A 16,283-nucleotide genomic window follows, 5' to 3' on the forward strand; every position below is an offset into this window, starting at 1 on the left:
CGGCCCGGCATACCTCCTGGGGTAGGGCCAGGCATACCCCCTGACGTATGCCGTGTCTCCTGGTGGCCCGGGTCCCCACGGCGGTCTGATGGGGGTCATGAACGAGACACTGCACCTCAGCCCGGGGCGAAGCACCCGGGATGTCACCGACCTGCGGGCGTTCGCGGCCGTCGCGCTGCGCAGGCAGGGGGTCGTCGGGGCGGTGGCGCCGAGCTCGCCCGCCCTGGCGAGGGCGCTCACCGCCGTGGTGCCCACGACCGGCAGTCCGGTGGTCGTGGAGCTGGGCCCGGGCACCGGCTCGATCAGCGAGGCCATCCGGAGCAGGCTCGCACCAGGTGGCCGCCATCTGGCCGTCGAGATCGACTCCGGGATGGTGGCGCACCTTCGCCGGGCCCGGCCCTGGCTGAGCGTCATCCATGGCGACGCGGCCGACCTCGGCGTGATCCTGGCCGGGCAGGGGATCGACCGGGTCGACGCGGTCGTCAGCACGCTGCCGTGGTCGCTCTTCCCGGCGGAACGGCAGGAACTGATCCTCGGCGAGATCGGGCGGGTGCTCCGCGTCACGGGGGCGTTCACGACGGTGACCTATCTCCACGCCGTGCCGCTGGCGCGGGCGAGGGCCTTCCGGCGCCGCCTGCGGGGCACCTTCGACGAGGTGCTGACGACGGGGCCGGTGTGGCGCAACATGCCGCCGGGCCTCGCGTACGTCTGCCGCAGGCCGGTGGGCGATGTCTGAGCTGCTCGGACAGCTCCCGCCGCCGCTTCTGCTGGCCGTCGCCTGGCTGCTCATCGTGGCCGAGGCCGGGACCATGATCGGTGTCGTGCTGCCGGGGACCAGCGCGCTGGTGGCACTCGGCTACTTCACCCACCTCGGCGTGCTGCCGCTGGGCGGCACCGCCGCAGTGGCCGCCTCGGCCGCGGTGGCCGGGACCCACCTGTCCTACCTGTGGGGACGCAGGCGCAGGGGCGCCGCCTCCATCCACCGCCTCGCCGGCAGGATCGGGCCCGGAGCCTGGCGGCGCGGACGCCGGATGGTGGCGAGGCGGGGTGTGTGGGCGGTGGCGGCCGGCCAGTGGATCGGCAGCGCCCGCACGCTGGTCCCCCGGCTCTCCGGCTGGTCGGGCATGCCGTACCGGAGGTTCGCGATCGCGAGTGTGCCCACCGCCGCCGCATGGGCGGTCACGCTCGTGACACTCAGCCACCACCTGGCCCCTGAAGTCATCGGGCAGGTGACCGCCCACATCGGCGCGGCGGGGCCGGTCGTCGTGGGGGCCGCCCTGGCCGTCGCGTACGCGCGCCATCGCGGCCGCGGGCCGCGGGACGGCTCGCCGCCCGCGACGGTCTCGCTCCAGGGCACCTGCGCACGGTTATAACAAGTTCTATATGTTCTCCCGGGGCCCGATCCTCGTGGACGTGGCGTCCGCCGTGGACATCGCGCCGCCCGTGATGGAGGCCGCCGAGCGGTTCAACGCGAGTGGCGCCGGCGCGGCGGGCAGGTGCGTGAAGGTCCAGGTGGTCGAGCAGCCGCCGGCTCCGGTGCTGCGTACGCTGCGGGACAGATCATCGACGTCTCCTGCCCGACCTCGCCAAGCGCCTGTGCCACCCCACCTGCCCTCGTGCGTGAGCGCGTGTGTTCAGCGGACGACGAGGAAGTCCGCCGGGTCCCTCGGCGGCCGCTCCCTCGGCGGCGCGGCGGGGTGGCCGACGGCGACGGCGCCCATAGGGTCCCAGCCGTCCGGCAGGTCGAGCACCTTGCGCACCACGTCCCGGCAGAACATGGTGGACGACACCCAGGCCGAGCCCAGGCCCTCGACGGCGAGCTGGACCAGCAGGTTCTGCACGCCGGCGCCGGTCGCCACCACGAACATCTCCCGCTCGGACGCGTTCCTGCGCTCGTCGCGGTAGGTGTGCGAGCCGTCCATCACCATGCAGGGAACGACCAGGTAGGGCGCTTCGCGCAGCACGTCACCCCGCCGGACCCGCCGGGCGATCGACTCCTCAGAGAAGCCGTCGGACCGCAGGTCCTCCACCCAGGCGTCCCGCATGGCGTCGAGCAGCGCCGTACGCGCCGGAGCCGTCTCCAGCAGCACGAACCGCCAGGGAGTCGTGTGATGAGGGGCCGGAGCCGCGATCGCCGCCGCCACCGCCCGACGTACCGCGCCGGAGTCCACCGCCTCGCGGGAGAACTCCCGGATCGTACGGCGGGCGAAGACGACGTCGGCGGAGCCGTACCGGAACATGTCCTCGTCGGCGGGCCTGACCAGCACGCGGGCGCCGGGCCCGTCCTCGGCCGTCACCAGGTCGCCCAGCCCGCGTACGACGGCCACGGGAACGCCCGACAGCTTGCCCTTGGCCAGCTCGGCCGCCCCCGCGATCTCGTCGAGCAGCGCGGTGACGGTCGCGCTCAGCGGGTTGCCGTACGGGTCGGACCTGCCGCGGAAGTCGTCGAGCGGCCGGACGCCGGCCGCGCCGATCGCCACATCGGTCAGCCCGTGCCGCCAGGGACGCCCGAACGTGTCCGAGACGATCACCCCGACCTGGACGCCCAGCCGGGTCCGCAGACCCCGGCGGATCTCGCGGGCCGAACGGTCCGGGTCCTCGGGGAGCAGCAGGACGGTCCCCGGGGAGGTGTTCGAGGCGTCGACCCCGGCGGCCGCCATCACGAAGCCGTGCCGCGTCTGCGCGATCACCGTCTCGCCGCGGCGCGCGACGACGCGCGCCGTCTCCTCCTCGATCGCCGCCGTACGGCTGTCGCCGGCCCGGACGCGGCCCTCCGCTTTGCTCACGATCTTCGAGGTGACGACGAGGACGTCGCCGTCCTCCAGGCCGGGCGCGGCCAGGGCCAGCAGGCCGGCGAGGTCGTCACCGGGTTGGATCTCCGGCATTCCGGGCACGCCGGTGATGGTGATGTGGGGCACGGGAGTCGTCGTCACTGGTGAGCCGTCCTTACGGGGCAACGGGGCCCGACAGGGCCTGGGCGAGCGCGACCGCCGCCGCCGCGATGTCGGCGGTGGCCTCGGGGGAGCTCATCAGGAGCGGGCGGGCCTCCACGGTGACGCCGTCGAGAGCCACGTCCTTGTCCTCCTCCGCCACGAGCCATCCGTCGATCAGGCGGGAGCCGTACAGCTCAAGGACGGCCTGGGCGCTGGTCTCCACGCCGATGGCGGTCAGGCAGGCGTCGGCCATGCCGCGTACGGGGGCGCCGCCGATGATCGGCGAGACGCCGACGACGGTCTTGCCCTCCACCGCCTCCCGGATGCCGGGGATCTGGAGGATCGTGCCGATGCTGACCACCGGGTTCGACGGCGGGAGGATCACGAAGTCGGCCTCCTGGACGGCCTCCAGGACGCCAGGCGCCGGGGCCGCCTCGTCGGCGCCGACGAGGGCGATCTGCTCGGCGGGCACCGAGGCCCTCAGCCGGACCCACCACTCCTGGAAGTGGATCGCCCGCCGCCCGTCGGCGTCCGAGACCACGACGTGGGTCTCGGTGCGGTCGTCCGACATGGGCAGCAGCCGCACGCCAGGCCGCCACCGCTCGCACAGGGCCTCGGTCACCTCGGAGAGGGGATAGCCGGCCGCCAGCATCTGCGTCCGGATGATGTGCGTGGCGAAGTCACGGTCGCCGAGACCGAACCACTGCGGCTCCATGCCGTGGGCGGCCAGCTCCTCCTTGACCGTGAAAGTTTCACGGGCCCTTCCCCACCCCTGCTCCTCGTTGATGCCGCCCCCGAGGGTGTACATCACGGTGTCGAGATCGGGGCAGACACGGAGGCCGAAAAGCGTGATGTCGTCTCCGGTGTTGCCGATCACGGTGATCTCGGAACCGGGGGCCGCCGCCTTGAGACCTCGGAGGAATCGGGCGCCGCCGATTCCGCCGGCGAGGGACACGATGCGCATGCCGCCAGTCTTCCACCGGTCCTTGACCGCTCCGCCGGTGGGCCGCCAGGGGTTCATCTGATGTCGGTGTTATTCGTACTTACATACGAGGTTGAAGATTCTACGGTTCAAGGCTGTGCCAACACCCAAGTCGGGCATGTGCGAAACTTCCCCGAGTGCCGATTGGTCCGATGGGGGTAATTGTGATCAAGGTCGATACCGCGCGGCTGCGGGAGCCGGCCGCGTGGATCATGCTCGCGGTGGTGTCCACCGGCATTCTCGTCGGCGTGGCACGGCTGCTCATCGGCCCGGCCTCAGGGGGCGATCTCGCCTTCGGGGTCCGCGCGGTCTCCGGTCTGCGCACGTTCGTTTCGCCGTTGTCCACCGTGCTCGCCGTGATCGCGGTGCTGCTGGTGACGAAGGCGGGCGAGCCGACCCGGCGGGCCCGCCTCGTCGCGCTCGGCTCCGCGGGAGCGCTCGCCCTCGGCGTCGTCTTCGGCGTCGTCAGCGTCCTGGGCGTTCTCATCGGCGACACGCTGACCTTCCGCGACAAGTTCGAATCCCTCATCATCGGCCTTCCGGTGCTTGCCCTGGCCGCTCTGGGCGCCGTCTACTCGCTGAACGTCGCCCTGTCTCTCCAATCACGGCCCCTCCAGTCACGCCGCGAGCCCGCCCGCAGCGGCGAGGGCTTCTTCGGCGGGCCGCAGGGTGAGGCCCACCCGCCGCAGGGCTACGCCCCCGCCCTCCCGCAGGGGTACGGCGACCCGCAGTCGCCGATGGGACAGACGCCGATGGGACAGAACGGCCAGGCGGGCGGCCAGCACGCCGCCTCCGGTGTCAACGGAATGGACGGCGGCAACGGCTTCACGGGTCAGCCCGCCCTCCCGGGTCAGCACGGCCTGCCCGGTCAGAACGGCGTGCCGACCCAGAACGGCGTGCCGACCCAGAACGGCCTGCCGGGCACCGGCCAGCACAGCCTTCCAGCCCAGCACAGCCTTTCCGGCCAGAACGGGCAGGGCGCGGGGGAGGGGCAGCCGGGGGCCCCGGTCAACGGCTCCACGTACCCGCAGCTCCCGGCCCCTGTGGAGCGCCAGTTCGACCAGGAGCGCTCCGGCGCGTACGGCCAGAGCGCCGACCAGGGCACGTTCGGCCAGGACGGGGGACAGGCGGCCTTCGGCCAAGGGTCCTTCGGACAGGAGAGCGGCCAGCCGTCCTTCGGCCAGGGCGCCTTCACGCAGAACGGCGCCGCCGGCCAGGGCGCCTTCGCGCAGAACGGCGGCCAGAACGCTTCCCCCCAGGATCGGCCGCAGGACCCGTTCGGCCAGGATCGCGGTCAGGGGGCTTTCGGCACTCAGGACCTCGGTCAGGGGCCTTTCGGCCAGGACCATTCCCGCGAGCCGTACGGGACGGCGCCCGGTCAGGGCGACGCCTATCCCGGGCAGCCGTCCTTCCCCTCCCAGGCCGGAACCGCGCCCCAGCACGCGGCGCCCCCGTCCTCCCCGCACACTCCCCAGCACGGGGCGCCCCAGCCGCTCGCGCCGGCGCAGCCCTGGCCCGGCGAGCAGCAGCAGGGCGCGGGGCACGCCCAGCCCTACGGCCAGAGCCCGCCGCCCCAGGGCCGGCCGGGGCCGCAGGAGTTCCAGACCGGGGCCTACTACACCGACCCGTACGCGGCGCCCGGGAACCCGGCCGACCGGCCGCAGGGGTTCGGCGCCGAGCCGGGCGCGGACTCGTTCGGCCGGCAGCCGGACTCCGCCTCCGGCGCGCACCCGGGGCACCGGGCCGGCTCGCAGCCCGACGCGTACTCCAAGCTGCCGCAGGGCCCGGTGTTCAACCGGTACGGCTACGCGGGCCAGCAGCCGGAGGCCACCGACCACGGCCGCTCGTCCTACATCGCCCCGCCCGACGTTCCCGCCTTCCCCCCGCCGTCCGTGGCCGAAGGGCTCGGCCAGGGCTCCTTCGGCGGGCCCGCCTCCCCGCCCGCGGAAGGAACCCCCGCGGCCGGGCCGTACGACCAGCAGAGCTCGCCGTTCGCCGGCTACTCGGGCTCGCAGTTCGCCCGGCACGCCGCCGAGCAGCCGATGGACGAGTCCCCGTCCTACGAGGGCTCGGCCGACCCGAGGGAGCAGCAGCTCGCGCAGGCCTACCAGCAGGCGCAGAGCTACCAGATGACGGTCAGGCCCGCCGAGGTCCCGACCGGCCCGCAGGACTTCCCGGAGTATTACGACAACCCGCTGGGCCACCCGCAGAGGCCCGCGTCCTCCCCGTACCAGCCGTCCGCCGTGGAGCCCACCGCGGACCAGACCCTGCGCTTCGACCCCGCCTCCTACCCGGGTGACCCGCTGAGCGACCCCCGGAGGCAGGAGCCGCTGGACCCCACCGCGATCTACACGCCCGAAAGGTCGCAGGCAAAGTATGAGGAAGGTTCCGCCCCTGATCAGGCAGGCCGCGGAAACGACCCCGATCTCCCTTGGTATGGTTCCGAACGCTGACAAGGACCGAAGATCGGGGCAATGCGAACCGGGGCGAGCAGGTCTTTCCCCGGGTATCGTTATGCCGCTTGACGCCACACGCGCCACGCGCGTGTAATTACACACATGTTGTTACGCCTTCCCGAGGGCGGGTAGAGGGCAGGCGTTTTTATGGGGGGCTCCATTGTGGGCGGGCGAGCGACAGGGAGGTGTGCAATGACCGATCCGGTCATGGCACAGGCGCTCGATGGGGAAGATCTTGGGTGGCAGGAACGCGCGTTGTGCGCGCAGACCGACCCGGAGGCGTTCTTTCCGGAGAAAGGCGGCTCCACACGGGAGGCCAAGAAAGTCTGCCGTTCGTGTGAAGTGCGCGCCGAGTGCCTTGAATACGCGCTGGAGCACGACGAGCGCTTCGGCATCTGGGGTGGGCTGTCGGAGCGTGAACGGCGCAAGATGAAGCGCCAGGCCGGCTGAGCCTGGGGCGGGGCGCGCCCCACGCGGCCCGCCCTCCGGTGCGGGCCGTCGCCTGCCTGACCATATTGTCTGGCCAGACTGCCTGATCAGACTGCCTGTTCAGGGGTGTCCTCCCGTGGCTGTCCACCCGTTTCGTCTGGGTGTGATCGAGCGCGTCCGGTGTGCCGTATCGTGGTCGGCGCTCAGCCGGACGACCCACCAAGGACTCGACGTTGCACTCGGTCACCGCGATCGTCGTCGCTCATGACGGCGCCCGCTGGCTCAAAGAGACGCTGACGGCGGTGCTGCGCCAGACGCGGCCCCTCGACCGTCTCGTCGGCGTCGACAACGGCAGCCGGGACGGCGGCGGACGGATGCTGTCCGAGGCGTTCGGCTCGGGCAACGTCTTGACCCTGAACCGCTCCACCGGGTTCGGCGAGGCCGTGCACGAGGCGCTGCGCCGCCTGCCGGCCGCGTCCGGGCAGGAGTGGGTCTGGCTGCTGCACGACGACTCCGCCCCGGACACGGGCGCGCTGCAGGCTCTGCTCTGGGCGGCCGACCAGGATCCGAAGGCCGCGATCCTCGGGCCGAAACTGCTCGACTGGCTCGACCGGCGCGTGCTGCTGGAGCTGGGCGTCACGGTCGGCAGGTCGGGGCGGCGCGACACCGGCCTCGAACCGAGGGAGTACGACCAGGGCCAGCACGACGGGATCCACGACGTGCTGTCGGTCTCCACGGCGGGCATGCTGATCCGGCGGGACGTTTGGGATGAGCTGTCCGGGCTCGACCCGGATCTCCCGCTGTTCCGCGACGACCTCGACCTGTGCTGGCGTGCCAGGGTGGCCGGGCATCGCGTGATCAGCGTGACCGACGCCGTCGCCTGGCACGCCGAGGCGTCGGCCCGGCGACGCCGGCGGATCTCCACGAGCGACGACCATCCCCGCAGGCTCGACCGGCGCAACGCGCTGTTCGTCATCATGGCGAACCTGCCGTTCTGGGCACTGGTCCGCTCGATCGTGCGCAACGTCTGCGGGTCTCTGGTCAGGACGCTGCTGTTCCTGCTGGCCAAGCAGCCGGCGAACGCGCTGGACGAGGTGGCCGCGCTCGGCTCGGTCCTCCGCCATCCCCTGCGGCTGCGGCGGGCCCGCAAGGCACGCAGGAACGGCAGGAAGCAGGGCTATCCGGCGGTCGCGCGCCTGCTGACCCCGCCGGGCGCGGCCATGCGCCGGCTGGCCGACATGGTGCAGAGCTTCCTGGCCGGGGAGGGCCCCGTCGACTCGGCGGGCCGCCACCACGCGGCGGCGGAAGGCGCGTCGGAGGACGACGGCGACGAGCTGCTCGCCGACTCCGGCGTCTTCCAGAGGGTCTTCTCCAGACCGGGTGTGCTGCTCTGCCTCGCCCTGGCCGCCGTCACCGCCGTCGCGGAGCGGTCGCTGCTGGCCGGAGACCTTCTGGGCGGTGGCGCCCTGGTGCCGGTCACCGGCGGCGCGGCCGACCTGTGGCGGCTCTACACGGAAGGCCACCACGTCACCGGGCTCGGCTCGGACACCTGGGCGCCGCCGTACGTCGCCGTACTGGCGGGGCTGTCGGCGCTCTCGTTCGGCAAGACCTGGGCCGCCGTCTCCGTGCTGCTGCTCGGGTGCGTGCCGCTCGCGGGGCTGTCCGCGTACATCTCGACCAGGAGGATCATCCGGTACGGACCCGCCCGGGTGTGGCTGGCCGCCACGTACGCGCTGCTGCCGGTCGCGACCGGCGCGGTGGCGGGCGGCCGGTTCGGCACCGCCATCGTGCTGGTCCTGCTGCCCGTGTACGCGGCGCTGGCCACCCGCGTGATCGCCGGATCCCGCCGGGCGGCCTGGGGCCTCGGCCTGCTGCTCGCGGTCGGCACGGCGTTCGTCCCCCTCGTCTACCCGCTGGTCGCGATCCTGGGCGGCCTCGCCGCCGTGTCCTTCGCCGGCGTACGCCGGGGGGTGGGCCTGTCGCTGGCGATCGGCCTCGGCACCCCGATCCTGCTGCTGTTCCCCTGGCTGGCGGAGCTCGCCAGGGACCCGGGGCGGATCCTGCTGGAGGCGGGCCTTCAGGACGTCGCGCTCGCCGACCCCCGCCTGGGGGCGGAGTCCCTCCTCATGCTGAGCCCGGGCGGACCCGGCGTGCCCCCCGTGTGGGCCACGGCCGGGCTGGTCGCCGTCGCGCTGGCCGCGCTGCTGCTGCGCCGCCACCAGATGATGGTGGCGATCGGCTGGGGCGTGATGCTGTTCGGCGTGCTCGTCGCCATCGTGGTCAGCAGGATCACGGTGCACGCCGGTGAGGCCTCCGTCCCGGTCTGGCCCGGGGTTCCGCTGGCGTTCGCCGCGACCGGCCTGCTCGTCGCGGCGGCGCATCCCGCCCACCGGATCACGCAGTTCCGCGCGGCGGGGGGCCTGCGGCGCGCCGCCACCCTGCTGGTCGTCGCCGTCGCCTTCGCCACCCCCGTGGCGGCGGCGGCCATGTGGGTCGTGGCCGGCGCGGACGGACCGCTCAAGCGCGGTGTCCCCGACCCCGTGCCGATGCTGGCCGCGCTCGGGACCTCGGGCGGCGACGGCACGCTGCTGCTGCGGGCGAAGGACGGCCGTGTCGTCTACACGGTCCTCCACCGTGAGGCCCCGCTGATCGGGGAGTCCGACCTGCGGTCGCCGGAGGACGCCCGGAAGCGGTTCGGCGCCGCGGTGGCGGGGCTCGCCTCCGGCCGCGGCGGGGTCTACGCCCAGACGCTGGCCTCTCTCGGCGTGCAGTTCGTGACCGCGCCGGGGCCGCTCGACGCCGGCCTGCGGCGCGCGCTCGACTCCGACCCGGCACTGGTCCGGATGAGCCTGTCGGAGGCGGGCGGGTTGTGGCGGATGGCCGGGCCTGTCACGCCTCCCACCCCGCCGCGCGGCACCGATTCCCCGCACACCTGGTGGCTGTGGGCGCAGGGAGTCCTTGTCGTGCTCGTGCTCATCCTGGCCGCGCCGGGTGCCCGTACGCCGGGTGCGGAGGAGGAGTACGCGGACGCCGTGGTGGAGGAGGCCCCGCGAGGGCGCCGCCGCGCCAGGGGAGACAACCGGGGGGACAGGGTGCCCGCGTGAAGGGACTGATCGAGAACCGGTTCGGACTGCTCGCCCTGGTGATGGTCGCGGTGGCCGCGTTGTACGGCGTGGCGTTCGCCACCCGCCCGGCGCCGGTGACCGTCAGGCCGCCCCAGGCGGTGAAGGCGCCGGTGGAGTCGGTGTCCGCCGTATGCCCGGCCCCCGGCGGCACGCGGCTCAGCGTCGTGACGCCGCCCGGCGGCCAGGGCCCCGGCTCGGCCGTCGTCGCCGGGCTCGCCGGCGCGGAGGGCGGCGACGGGAAGGGCGGTAACGGGAAGGGCGACGGGAAGGACGCGCGGCCCGTGTCCACCGTCGACCAGCCCGGCCTGCTGTGGCAGAAGGAGATCCCGGCCGGCGGCATCCCGCTGGCGGTCGACGCCACGGGGTCGATGGCCGCGGGGCTGGAGAGCGCGCAGACCGCCAGGGAGACCTCCGGCCCGCAGCGGGGGCTCGCGGGAGTGCGCTGCGTCGAGCCGGGGGCGGACGCGTGGTTCGTCGGCCCCGGCCCCGCCTCCGCCGACGTCACGCTCTACCTCGCCAACGCCGACGGGGCAGCCGCCGACGTGTCCATCTCGATGTACTCGGGCGAGGGCCCCGTGCTCAGCGAGCGGGGGAGCGGCATGATCCTCCAGCCGGGCGAGCACCGGGCGATCCAGCTTCGCGATCTCGCGCCGTCACCGCTGGTGATGGGCCTGGAGGTGAGCACCGCCACCGGACGGGTGGCCGCCGCCATCAGGACCGTCTTCGGCAAGGGGAGGGGCGTCGACTGGCTGCCCGTCGCCACCGCCCCCGCGACCAGCGTGGTCGTCCCGGGCATCCCCGGCACGGCCGGCCAGCGCGAGCTCTACGTCACCGCCCCCGGCGAGCAGGACACGGTGGTCAACGTCAAGGCCGTGCTCAAGGATGGCTCGTACGCGTTGAAGAACAAGGAGACCCTCGACGTGCCGGCGGGGTCCACGGCCGTGCTCGACCTGTCCACGGGCATCGGCGGCCAGCCGGCGGCCCTCGTGCTGACCTCGGACGTGCCGGTGACGGCCGGGCTGAAGATCACGGGTACGGGGTCCAGCCAGGACGTCGCCTTCACGGCCGGCGCCCCGTCCATCGACCTCGGCAGCGTGGTGGCGGACGGCCGCGCGGCCCGTAAGCAGACCTCGCGCCTGGTGCTGTCCGCCCCCTTCGCGCAGGCCGCGGTGAAGGTCCAGCTCCTGCCCAAGGAGGGGACGGCGCCTCCGCCGGTCGAGGTGCGGCTGCCTGCCGGCCGTACGAGGGAGATGAAACTGACCCCTCCGCCGGGCGGCGGGACGGGGTTCAGCGTGGTCGTGCAGCCCGAGCCCGGTTCCGGGCCCGTGTACGGCGGGCGCGTGCTCGACGAGACGACCACGGACGGCCAGATGGTCACCGCCCAGCCGCTGGCCCTGGCGCGGACCTGGGCCCTGGTCCCCCCGACGGCCGACTCCCCGAGCGCGGTCCTTCCGTAGACGCCGCTCAGTGGCGGTCGTCGTACCCGGGGTCGATGGTCTCGGGGGTCAGCCCGAGGAGGCTGGCCACCTGCTCGACGACCACGTCGAAGACGAGCGCGCCCAGCTGTTCGCGATCCCGCGACCTGGCCTCCAGCGGCCGGCGGTACACGATGACCGCCGCCGGATCCTCTCCGGCCGCGGACTCCGCCCGCCCCAGCGGGATCGGCTCGGAGGCGAGCCGGGCCGGGCCGTCCGTCAGCTCGCTCGCCGGGGGCACCTCCTCGACGGCGAACTCCACCGAGGCGAGCTGGGTGCCCCAGCGGGGCTTGAGCCGGTCCACCGCGTCGAGCACCAGGTCGTCGAAGCGCTCACCGCGCGACTTGGCGATGGGGACGTGGGAGGGCGCCAGCGGCCCGCGCATCCCGCGGCCGTGCCGGTCCCGACGGCGCACCCGCCGCCTCGGGGGTTCCGGCCTGTCGCCGTGCTGGCTCCGCTCGCTCACGCAGCCAGCTTAGAGCGCCTCCCGTGACCACGGTGGACCCCGCGCGGACTGTCCGGAATGTGGCGACACGATCGATAAGAGTGGCGGGGTGGTGGCAATGTGAACGCGGACCGGATACGGTCCCTCCGTGAGCCCCGTCCGCAGCTGTTCCCGTACCGCCTGCAGGCAGCCTGCCGTCTTCACACTCACGTATGTCTACGCCGACTCGACCGCAGTTCTGGGCCCTCTGGCGACGTACGTCGAGCCGCACTGTTACGACCTGTGCGCGGAGCACGCGGAACGGCTCACCGCGCCGAGGGGCTGGGAGGTCGTCCGCCTTCCGTCGGAGGCGGTCTCGCCCAGCGGGGACGACCTGGAGGCGCTCGCCAACGCGGTCCGCGAGGCGGCCCGTCCCGCCCCCGTCGCCGGGGAGCCGGTCGGCCAGGCGGTCGAGGTCGGCAGGCGGGGCCACCTGAGGGTGCTCAAGTCCGCCCAGCCCAACCGGGAGCGGTGAGTCCGGCCGCACCGCGTTCGAGGGCCGTCGGCCAGGGCAACCAGGCGCTATAGGCTCAGGTGCGAAGACAACGACTTTATTAGGGGCTGCAGTGGCCGACCTCACCAGGATCTTCAAGGCGTACGACGTGCGCGGCGTCGTCCCGGACGAGCTCAACGAGGAGATCGCCGAGGCCGTCGGGGCCGCCTTCGTGGAGGTGACCGGAGCGGAGTCGGTGGTGATGGCGCATGACATGCGCACGTCGTCCGGCCCGCTGGCCGCGGCGTTCGCCCGTGGCGCGACCTCCCGCGGAGCCGACGTGATCAACGCGGGGCTCGGCTCGACGGACCTTCTCTACTACGCCAGCGGCAGCCTGAACCTGCCCGGCGTGATGTTCACCGCCAGCCACAACCCCGCCCAGTACAACGGCATGAAGATGTGCCGGGCCGGGGCCGTCCCCGTGGGGACCGACACCGGGCTGCTGGACATCCGCGACCGCGCGTTCGCGCTGCTCGACAGCGGGCTGGGCGGCACTCCCGGCGCGGGCAAGGTGACCGAGCGGAACCTGCTGGAGGGCTACGCCACGCACCTCAAGACACTGGTCGACCTGTCGGGGATCCGGCCGCTCAAGGTCGTGGTCGACGCCGGCAACGGCATGGGCGGCTACACCGTGCCCGAGGTGTTCAAGGGCCTGCCGATCGAGCTGACCGCGCTCTACTTCGAGCTGGACGGCAGCTTCCCCAACCACGAGGCCAACCCGATCGAGCCGGAGAACCTGCGCGACCTGCAGAAGGCGGTCGTCGAGCAGGGTGCCGACATCGGCATCGCGTTCGACGGCGACGCCGACCGGTGCTGGGTGATCGACGAGCGGGGCGAGTCGGTTCCGCCGTCCACGATCGCCGCCCTGGTCGCCGTACGGGAGCTGGTCAAGCACCCGGGCGCCTCGATCATCCACAACCTGATCACCTCCAGGGGCGTGCCGGAGATCGTCGCGGAGAACGGCGGCGTACCGGTCCGCACGCGCGTCGGCCACTCCTACATCAAGGCGGAGATGGCCCGCACCGGCGCGGTGTTCGGGGGCGAGCACTCGGCCCACTACTACTTCCGCGACTTCTGGTTCGCCGACTCCGGCATGCTGGCCGCGCTCCACGTGATGGCGGCGCTGGGCGAGCAGGACCGGCCGCTGTCGGAGGTCCTGTCCCAGTACGCCCGCTACGCCCCGTCCGGGGAGATCAACAGCAAGGTCGGCGACCAGACGGCCGCCCTGGAGCGCGTGCGCGCGGCCTTCACCGGCCGTGAGGGTGTTACCTTCGACGAGCTGGACGGGCTGACCGTCAGCGGTCCGGACTGGTGGTTCAACCTGCGGCCGTCCAACACCGAGCCCCTGCTTCGGCTCAACGCCGAGGGGGCCGACGAGCAGACGATGGCCGCCGTCCGGGACGAAGTGCTCGCCGTCGTAAGGAGCTGACGAATTGAAGATCGACGACTGGCTGCTGGAGATCCTCGCGTGCCCGGCGTGCAAGTCCCCGCTCCACGCCGCCGCCGACGCGGACGAGCTGGCGTGCACGTCCGAGTCCTGCGGGCTGATCTACCCGGTGCGTGACGACATCCCCGTCCTCCTCGTCGACGAGGCCCGCAAGGCATGACGGGCGCCGCAGGGGCGCGGTTCGATCCGGACAGGCTCGACGACCAGGCCCACCTGACGGACGCCGACCCCTCCGGGATGCTGAGGTCCGTCGCGTCCTCGGCCGCCCAGGTGCGCGCGGCCCATCGCGCCGCGCTGGAGGCCGGGGTCGGACGGCTCGGCGAGGGCGGGCGGCCCCGGGCGATCGTGGTCGCCGGGATGGGGCCCTCCGGCACGGCCGGCGAGGTCCTGGAGGCCGTCTGCGGCAACGGCGCCCCGCTGCCGATCGTGACCGTGCGGGGCTACCGGCTCCCGGGCTGGGTCGGCGCCGCCGACCTGGTGATCGCGATCTCCCGCTCGGGCCGTACGGAGGAGACCCTCGCCCTCGCAGCCGAGGCCGTACGGAGGGGCTGCCCCATCCTCGGGGTGGGCGGCCCCGGTTCGCCGCTTGGCGCCCTGGTGACGCGGGCCGGCGGGCCGTACGTGCCGGTCGGAGGGGTTCCGGGCCAGCCGAAGGCGACGCTGTGGGCGCTGGCGGTCCCGCTGGTCGTCGCCGCGGCCGCGATGGGGCTGGCCGAGGCGGACGAGGAGCTGTTCGAGACGGTGGCCACGCGCCTGGAGGACATCGCGCACCGGTGCCGGCCGTCGAGCGACTCGTTCATCAACCCGGGCAAGACGCTGGCCACGGAGCTGGCCGGCAGCATCCCGATGATCTGGGGCACCTCGCCGATCGCTCGGACCGCGGCCTACCGGCTGGCATGCCAGCTCGGGGAGAACGCGAAGTATCCGGCCATCTGGGGGGAGATCCCCGAGGTGAACCACAACCAGATCGCCGCGTTCGACGGGCCGCTGGCCGGGCGCGACATCTTCGCCGACCCGTTCGCCGACGAGCCGGGGGAGCCGGCCGCCCGGCTGCGCCTGGTCCTCCTGCGGGATCTGGACGAGCATCCGCAGGTCGTCAAGCGCAGGGGGGCCTCGGTCCGGCTGGCCGAGGACCGCGGCGTCCCGGTGTCGGAGATCCTCGCCGAGGGTGTCCATCCGCTTGAGCGGCTGGCCTCGCTGGTCGGGCTGGGCGACTACGCCAGCGTCTACCTCTCCCTCGGGTACGGCCTCGACCCGACCTCGGTGTCGGCGGCCACGGAACTTGTCGCCCGTATTTCCCAATAGGATCGCACTGGCCGAAATATTGAGGAGTGTCACGTGAGTGCGGGTGGCGGTAGCAAGGCGATCCTCGCGGCGCTCGGCGCGAATCTGGCGATCGCGGTGGCGAAGTTCGTCGCGTTCGTCTTCACCGGGTCGTCGTCGATGCTCGCGGAGTCCGTGCACTCCGTGGCCGACTCCGGGAACCAGGCGCTGCTGATGCTCGGCGGCAAGCGGGCCCAGCGGCGAAGCAACCGTGAGCACCCCTTCGGCTACGGCCGGGAACGCTACTTCTACGCCTTCGTCGTCTCCGTCGTGCTGTTCACGATCGGCGCCCTGTTCTCCCTGTACGAGGGCTGGCACAAGATCGCCGACCCGCACAAGGTCGAGGCGCCGCAGTGGGCTTTCGGTGTGCTGATCTTCGCGATCGTGGCCGAGGGGTTCTCGTTCCGCACCGCCATCAAGGAGTCGCGGGAGACCAAGGGCGACCGCTCGTGGGTGTCGTTCATCCGGCGTGCGAAGGCCCCCGAGCTGCCCGTCGTGCTGCTTGAGGACCTCGGCGCCCTCCTCGGCCTGGTGTTCGCGCTTTTCGGCGTGACGATGGCCGTGGTCACCGGCAACGGCGTGTGGGACGGCCTGGGCAGCCTCGTCATCGGCATCCTGCTCGCGGTGATCGCCGTCATCCTGGCCGTGGAGACCAAGTCGCTGCTCATCGGCGAGAGCGCGACGCCCGAGGTGGAGGACAAGATCTGGGCCGCCCTGGAGGGCGCCCCCGAGGTGGTCAAGGTCATCCACATGCGCACGATGCACCTCGGCCCCGAGGAGCTGCTGGTCGCCGTGAAGATCGCGGTGGACCACGACGACACCGCGGGCGAGGTGGCCCGGGGGATCGACGAGGCGGAGCGGCGCATCCGGGACGCCGTTCCGATCGCCCGCGTCATCTACCTGGAGCCAGATCTCTACCGGCCCGGCGCGTCGACCGATGCCACGAGCGGCAGCCGCCGTTCCGACGCCTGATCTTCTCCGCGTTCTCGCGGCGGTCGTTCCTCCCGGAGCGGCCGCCGTTCGGCGTTTTCAGGTGCCCGTCTGGGGCGCTTGTCGTCTTCGGCCGCATTCGATGGTGCCGCACCGTCACCGGCTGAGACCGAAATGTAACCGGCTCTCCCTTCAGACCCACGGTA

General features: G+C 72.9%; 14 protein-coding genes. 11 read left to right on the top strand and 3 right to left on the bottom strand.

Annotated features, from left to right (window positions below):
• Nucleotides 1–97: 97 nt before the first annotated feature.
• Nucleotides 98–736 carry a class I SAM-dependent methyltransferase gene (locus tag AB0B72_RS01170; protein WP_367736231.1) on the top strand — a complete coding sequence of 213 codons (639 nt, stop codon included), beginning with the start codon at nt 98–100 and terminating at the stop codon, nt 734–736.
• Nucleotides 729–1,373: a DedA family protein gene (locus AB0B72_RS01175; RefSeq protein ID WP_367736232.1), complete on the top strand. Its 645-nt coding sequence runs from the start codon at nt 729–731 to the stop codon at nt 1,371–1,373. The genes AB0B72_RS01170 and AB0B72_RS01175 overlap by 8 nt, the downstream gene beginning before the upstream one ends.
• 261 nt (nt 1,374–1,634) lie before the next feature.
• On the opposite strand, the gene AB0B72_RS01180 is transcribed toward AB0B72_RS01175, so the two are convergent.
• Both AB0B72_RS01180 and cofD read right to left on the bottom strand, forming a co-directional pair.
• A complete protein-coding gene (locus AB0B72_RS01180) occupies nt 1,635–2,933 on the bottom strand; it encodes a coenzyme F420-0:L-glutamate ligase (protein ID WP_367736233.1) in 1,299 nt (432 codons plus the stop codon).
• 13 nt (nt 2,934–2,946) lie between these two features.
• Nucleotides 2,947–3,897, bottom strand: a complete 951-nt coding sequence (gene cofD, locus AB0B72_RS01185) for a 2-phospho-L-lactate transferase (RefSeq protein ID WP_367736234.1) — start codon at nt 3,895–3,897, stop codon at nt 2,947–2,949.
• 182 nt (nt 3,898–4,079) lie between these two features.
• Here cofD and AB0B72_RS01190 point away from each other — a divergent pair, with 182 nt between their 5' ends.
• The 4 genes from AB0B72_RS01190 to AB0B72_RS01205 all read left to right on the top strand — a co-directional run bounded on the left by AB0B72_RS01190 (nt 4,080) and on the right by AB0B72_RS01205 (nt 11,382).
• Nucleotides 4,080–6,368 carry a hypothetical protein gene (locus AB0B72_RS01190; protein ID WP_367736235.1) on the top strand — a complete coding sequence of 763 codons (2,289 nt, stop codon included), beginning with the start codon at nt 4,080–4,082 and terminating at the stop codon, nt 6,366–6,368.
• A 195-nt stretch (nt 6,369–6,563) separates the two neighbouring features.
• Nucleotides 6,564–6,821: a WhiB family transcriptional regulator gene (locus tag AB0B72_RS01195; RefSeq protein ID WP_367736236.1), complete on the top strand. Its 258-nt coding sequence runs from the start codon at nt 6,564–6,566 to the stop codon at nt 6,819–6,821.
• 212 nt (nt 6,822–7,033) lie between these two features.
• Nucleotides 7,034–9,904, top strand: coding sequence for a glycosyltransferase (locus AB0B72_RS01200; RefSeq protein WP_367736237.1), 2,871 nt, complete (start codon nt 7,034–7,036; stop codon nt 9,902–9,904).
• The gene (locus tag AB0B72_RS01205; RefSeq protein WP_367736238.1) at nt 9,901–11,382 is read left to right on the top strand and encodes a DUF5719 family protein; all 1,482 of its coding nucleotides are present in this window, start codon (nt 9,901–9,903) and stop codon (nt 11,380–11,382) included. The genes AB0B72_RS01200 and AB0B72_RS01205 overlap by 4 nt, the downstream gene beginning before the upstream one ends.
• A 7-nt stretch (nt 11,383–11,389) precedes the next feature.
• Here the strand turns inward: AB0B72_RS01205 and AB0B72_RS01210 are convergent, their stop codons facing one another.
• Nucleotides 11,390–11,866: a metallopeptidase family protein gene (locus tag AB0B72_RS01210; RefSeq protein WP_367736239.1), complete on the bottom strand. Its 477-nt coding sequence runs from the start codon at nt 11,864–11,866 to the stop codon at nt 11,390–11,392.
• Nucleotides 11,867–11,993: 127 nt separating this feature from the next.
• Here AB0B72_RS01210 and AB0B72_RS01215 point away from each other — a divergent pair, with 127 nt between their 5' ends.
• From AB0B72_RS01215 to AB0B72_RS01235, 5 genes are all read left to right on the top strand, one after another.
• On the top strand, nt 11,994–12,359 hold the full coding sequence (locus AB0B72_RS01215) for a DUF3499 domain-containing protein (RefSeq protein ID WP_367736240.1): 366 nt from the start codon (nt 11,994–11,996) through the stop codon (nt 12,357–12,359).
• A 91-nt stretch (nt 12,360–12,450) separates the two neighbouring features.
• Nucleotides 12,451–13,806, top strand: a complete 1,356-nt coding sequence (locus AB0B72_RS01220) for a phosphomannomutase/phosphoglucomutase (protein ID WP_367736241.1) — start codon at nt 12,451–12,453, stop codon at nt 13,804–13,806.
• 4 nt (nt 13,807–13,810) lie between these two features.
• Nucleotides 13,811–13,984 (top strand): Trm112 family protein, encoded by a 174-nt coding sequence (locus AB0B72_RS01225; RefSeq protein WP_367736242.1) that lies wholly within the window; start codon nt 13,811–13,813, stop codon nt 13,982–13,984.
• Entirely contained in the window at nt 13,981–15,129 is a 1,149-nt protein-coding gene (locus AB0B72_RS01230) for an SIS domain-containing protein (protein ID WP_367736243.1), read from the top strand. The genes AB0B72_RS01225 and AB0B72_RS01230 overlap by 4 nt, the downstream gene beginning before the upstream one ends.
• 33 nt (nt 15,130–15,162) lie before the next feature.
• On the top strand, nt 15,163–16,119 hold the full coding sequence (locus AB0B72_RS01235) for a cation diffusion facilitator family transporter (RefSeq protein ID WP_367736244.1): 957 nt from the start codon (nt 15,163–15,165) through the stop codon (nt 16,117–16,119).
• Nucleotides 16,120–16,283 lie beyond the last annotated feature (164 nt).

The organism is Microbispora sp. NPDC049125, assembly GCF_040802045.1.
Taxonomy (GTDB): domain Bacteria; phylum Actinomycetota; class Actinomycetes; order Streptosporangiales; family Streptosporangiaceae; genus Microbispora.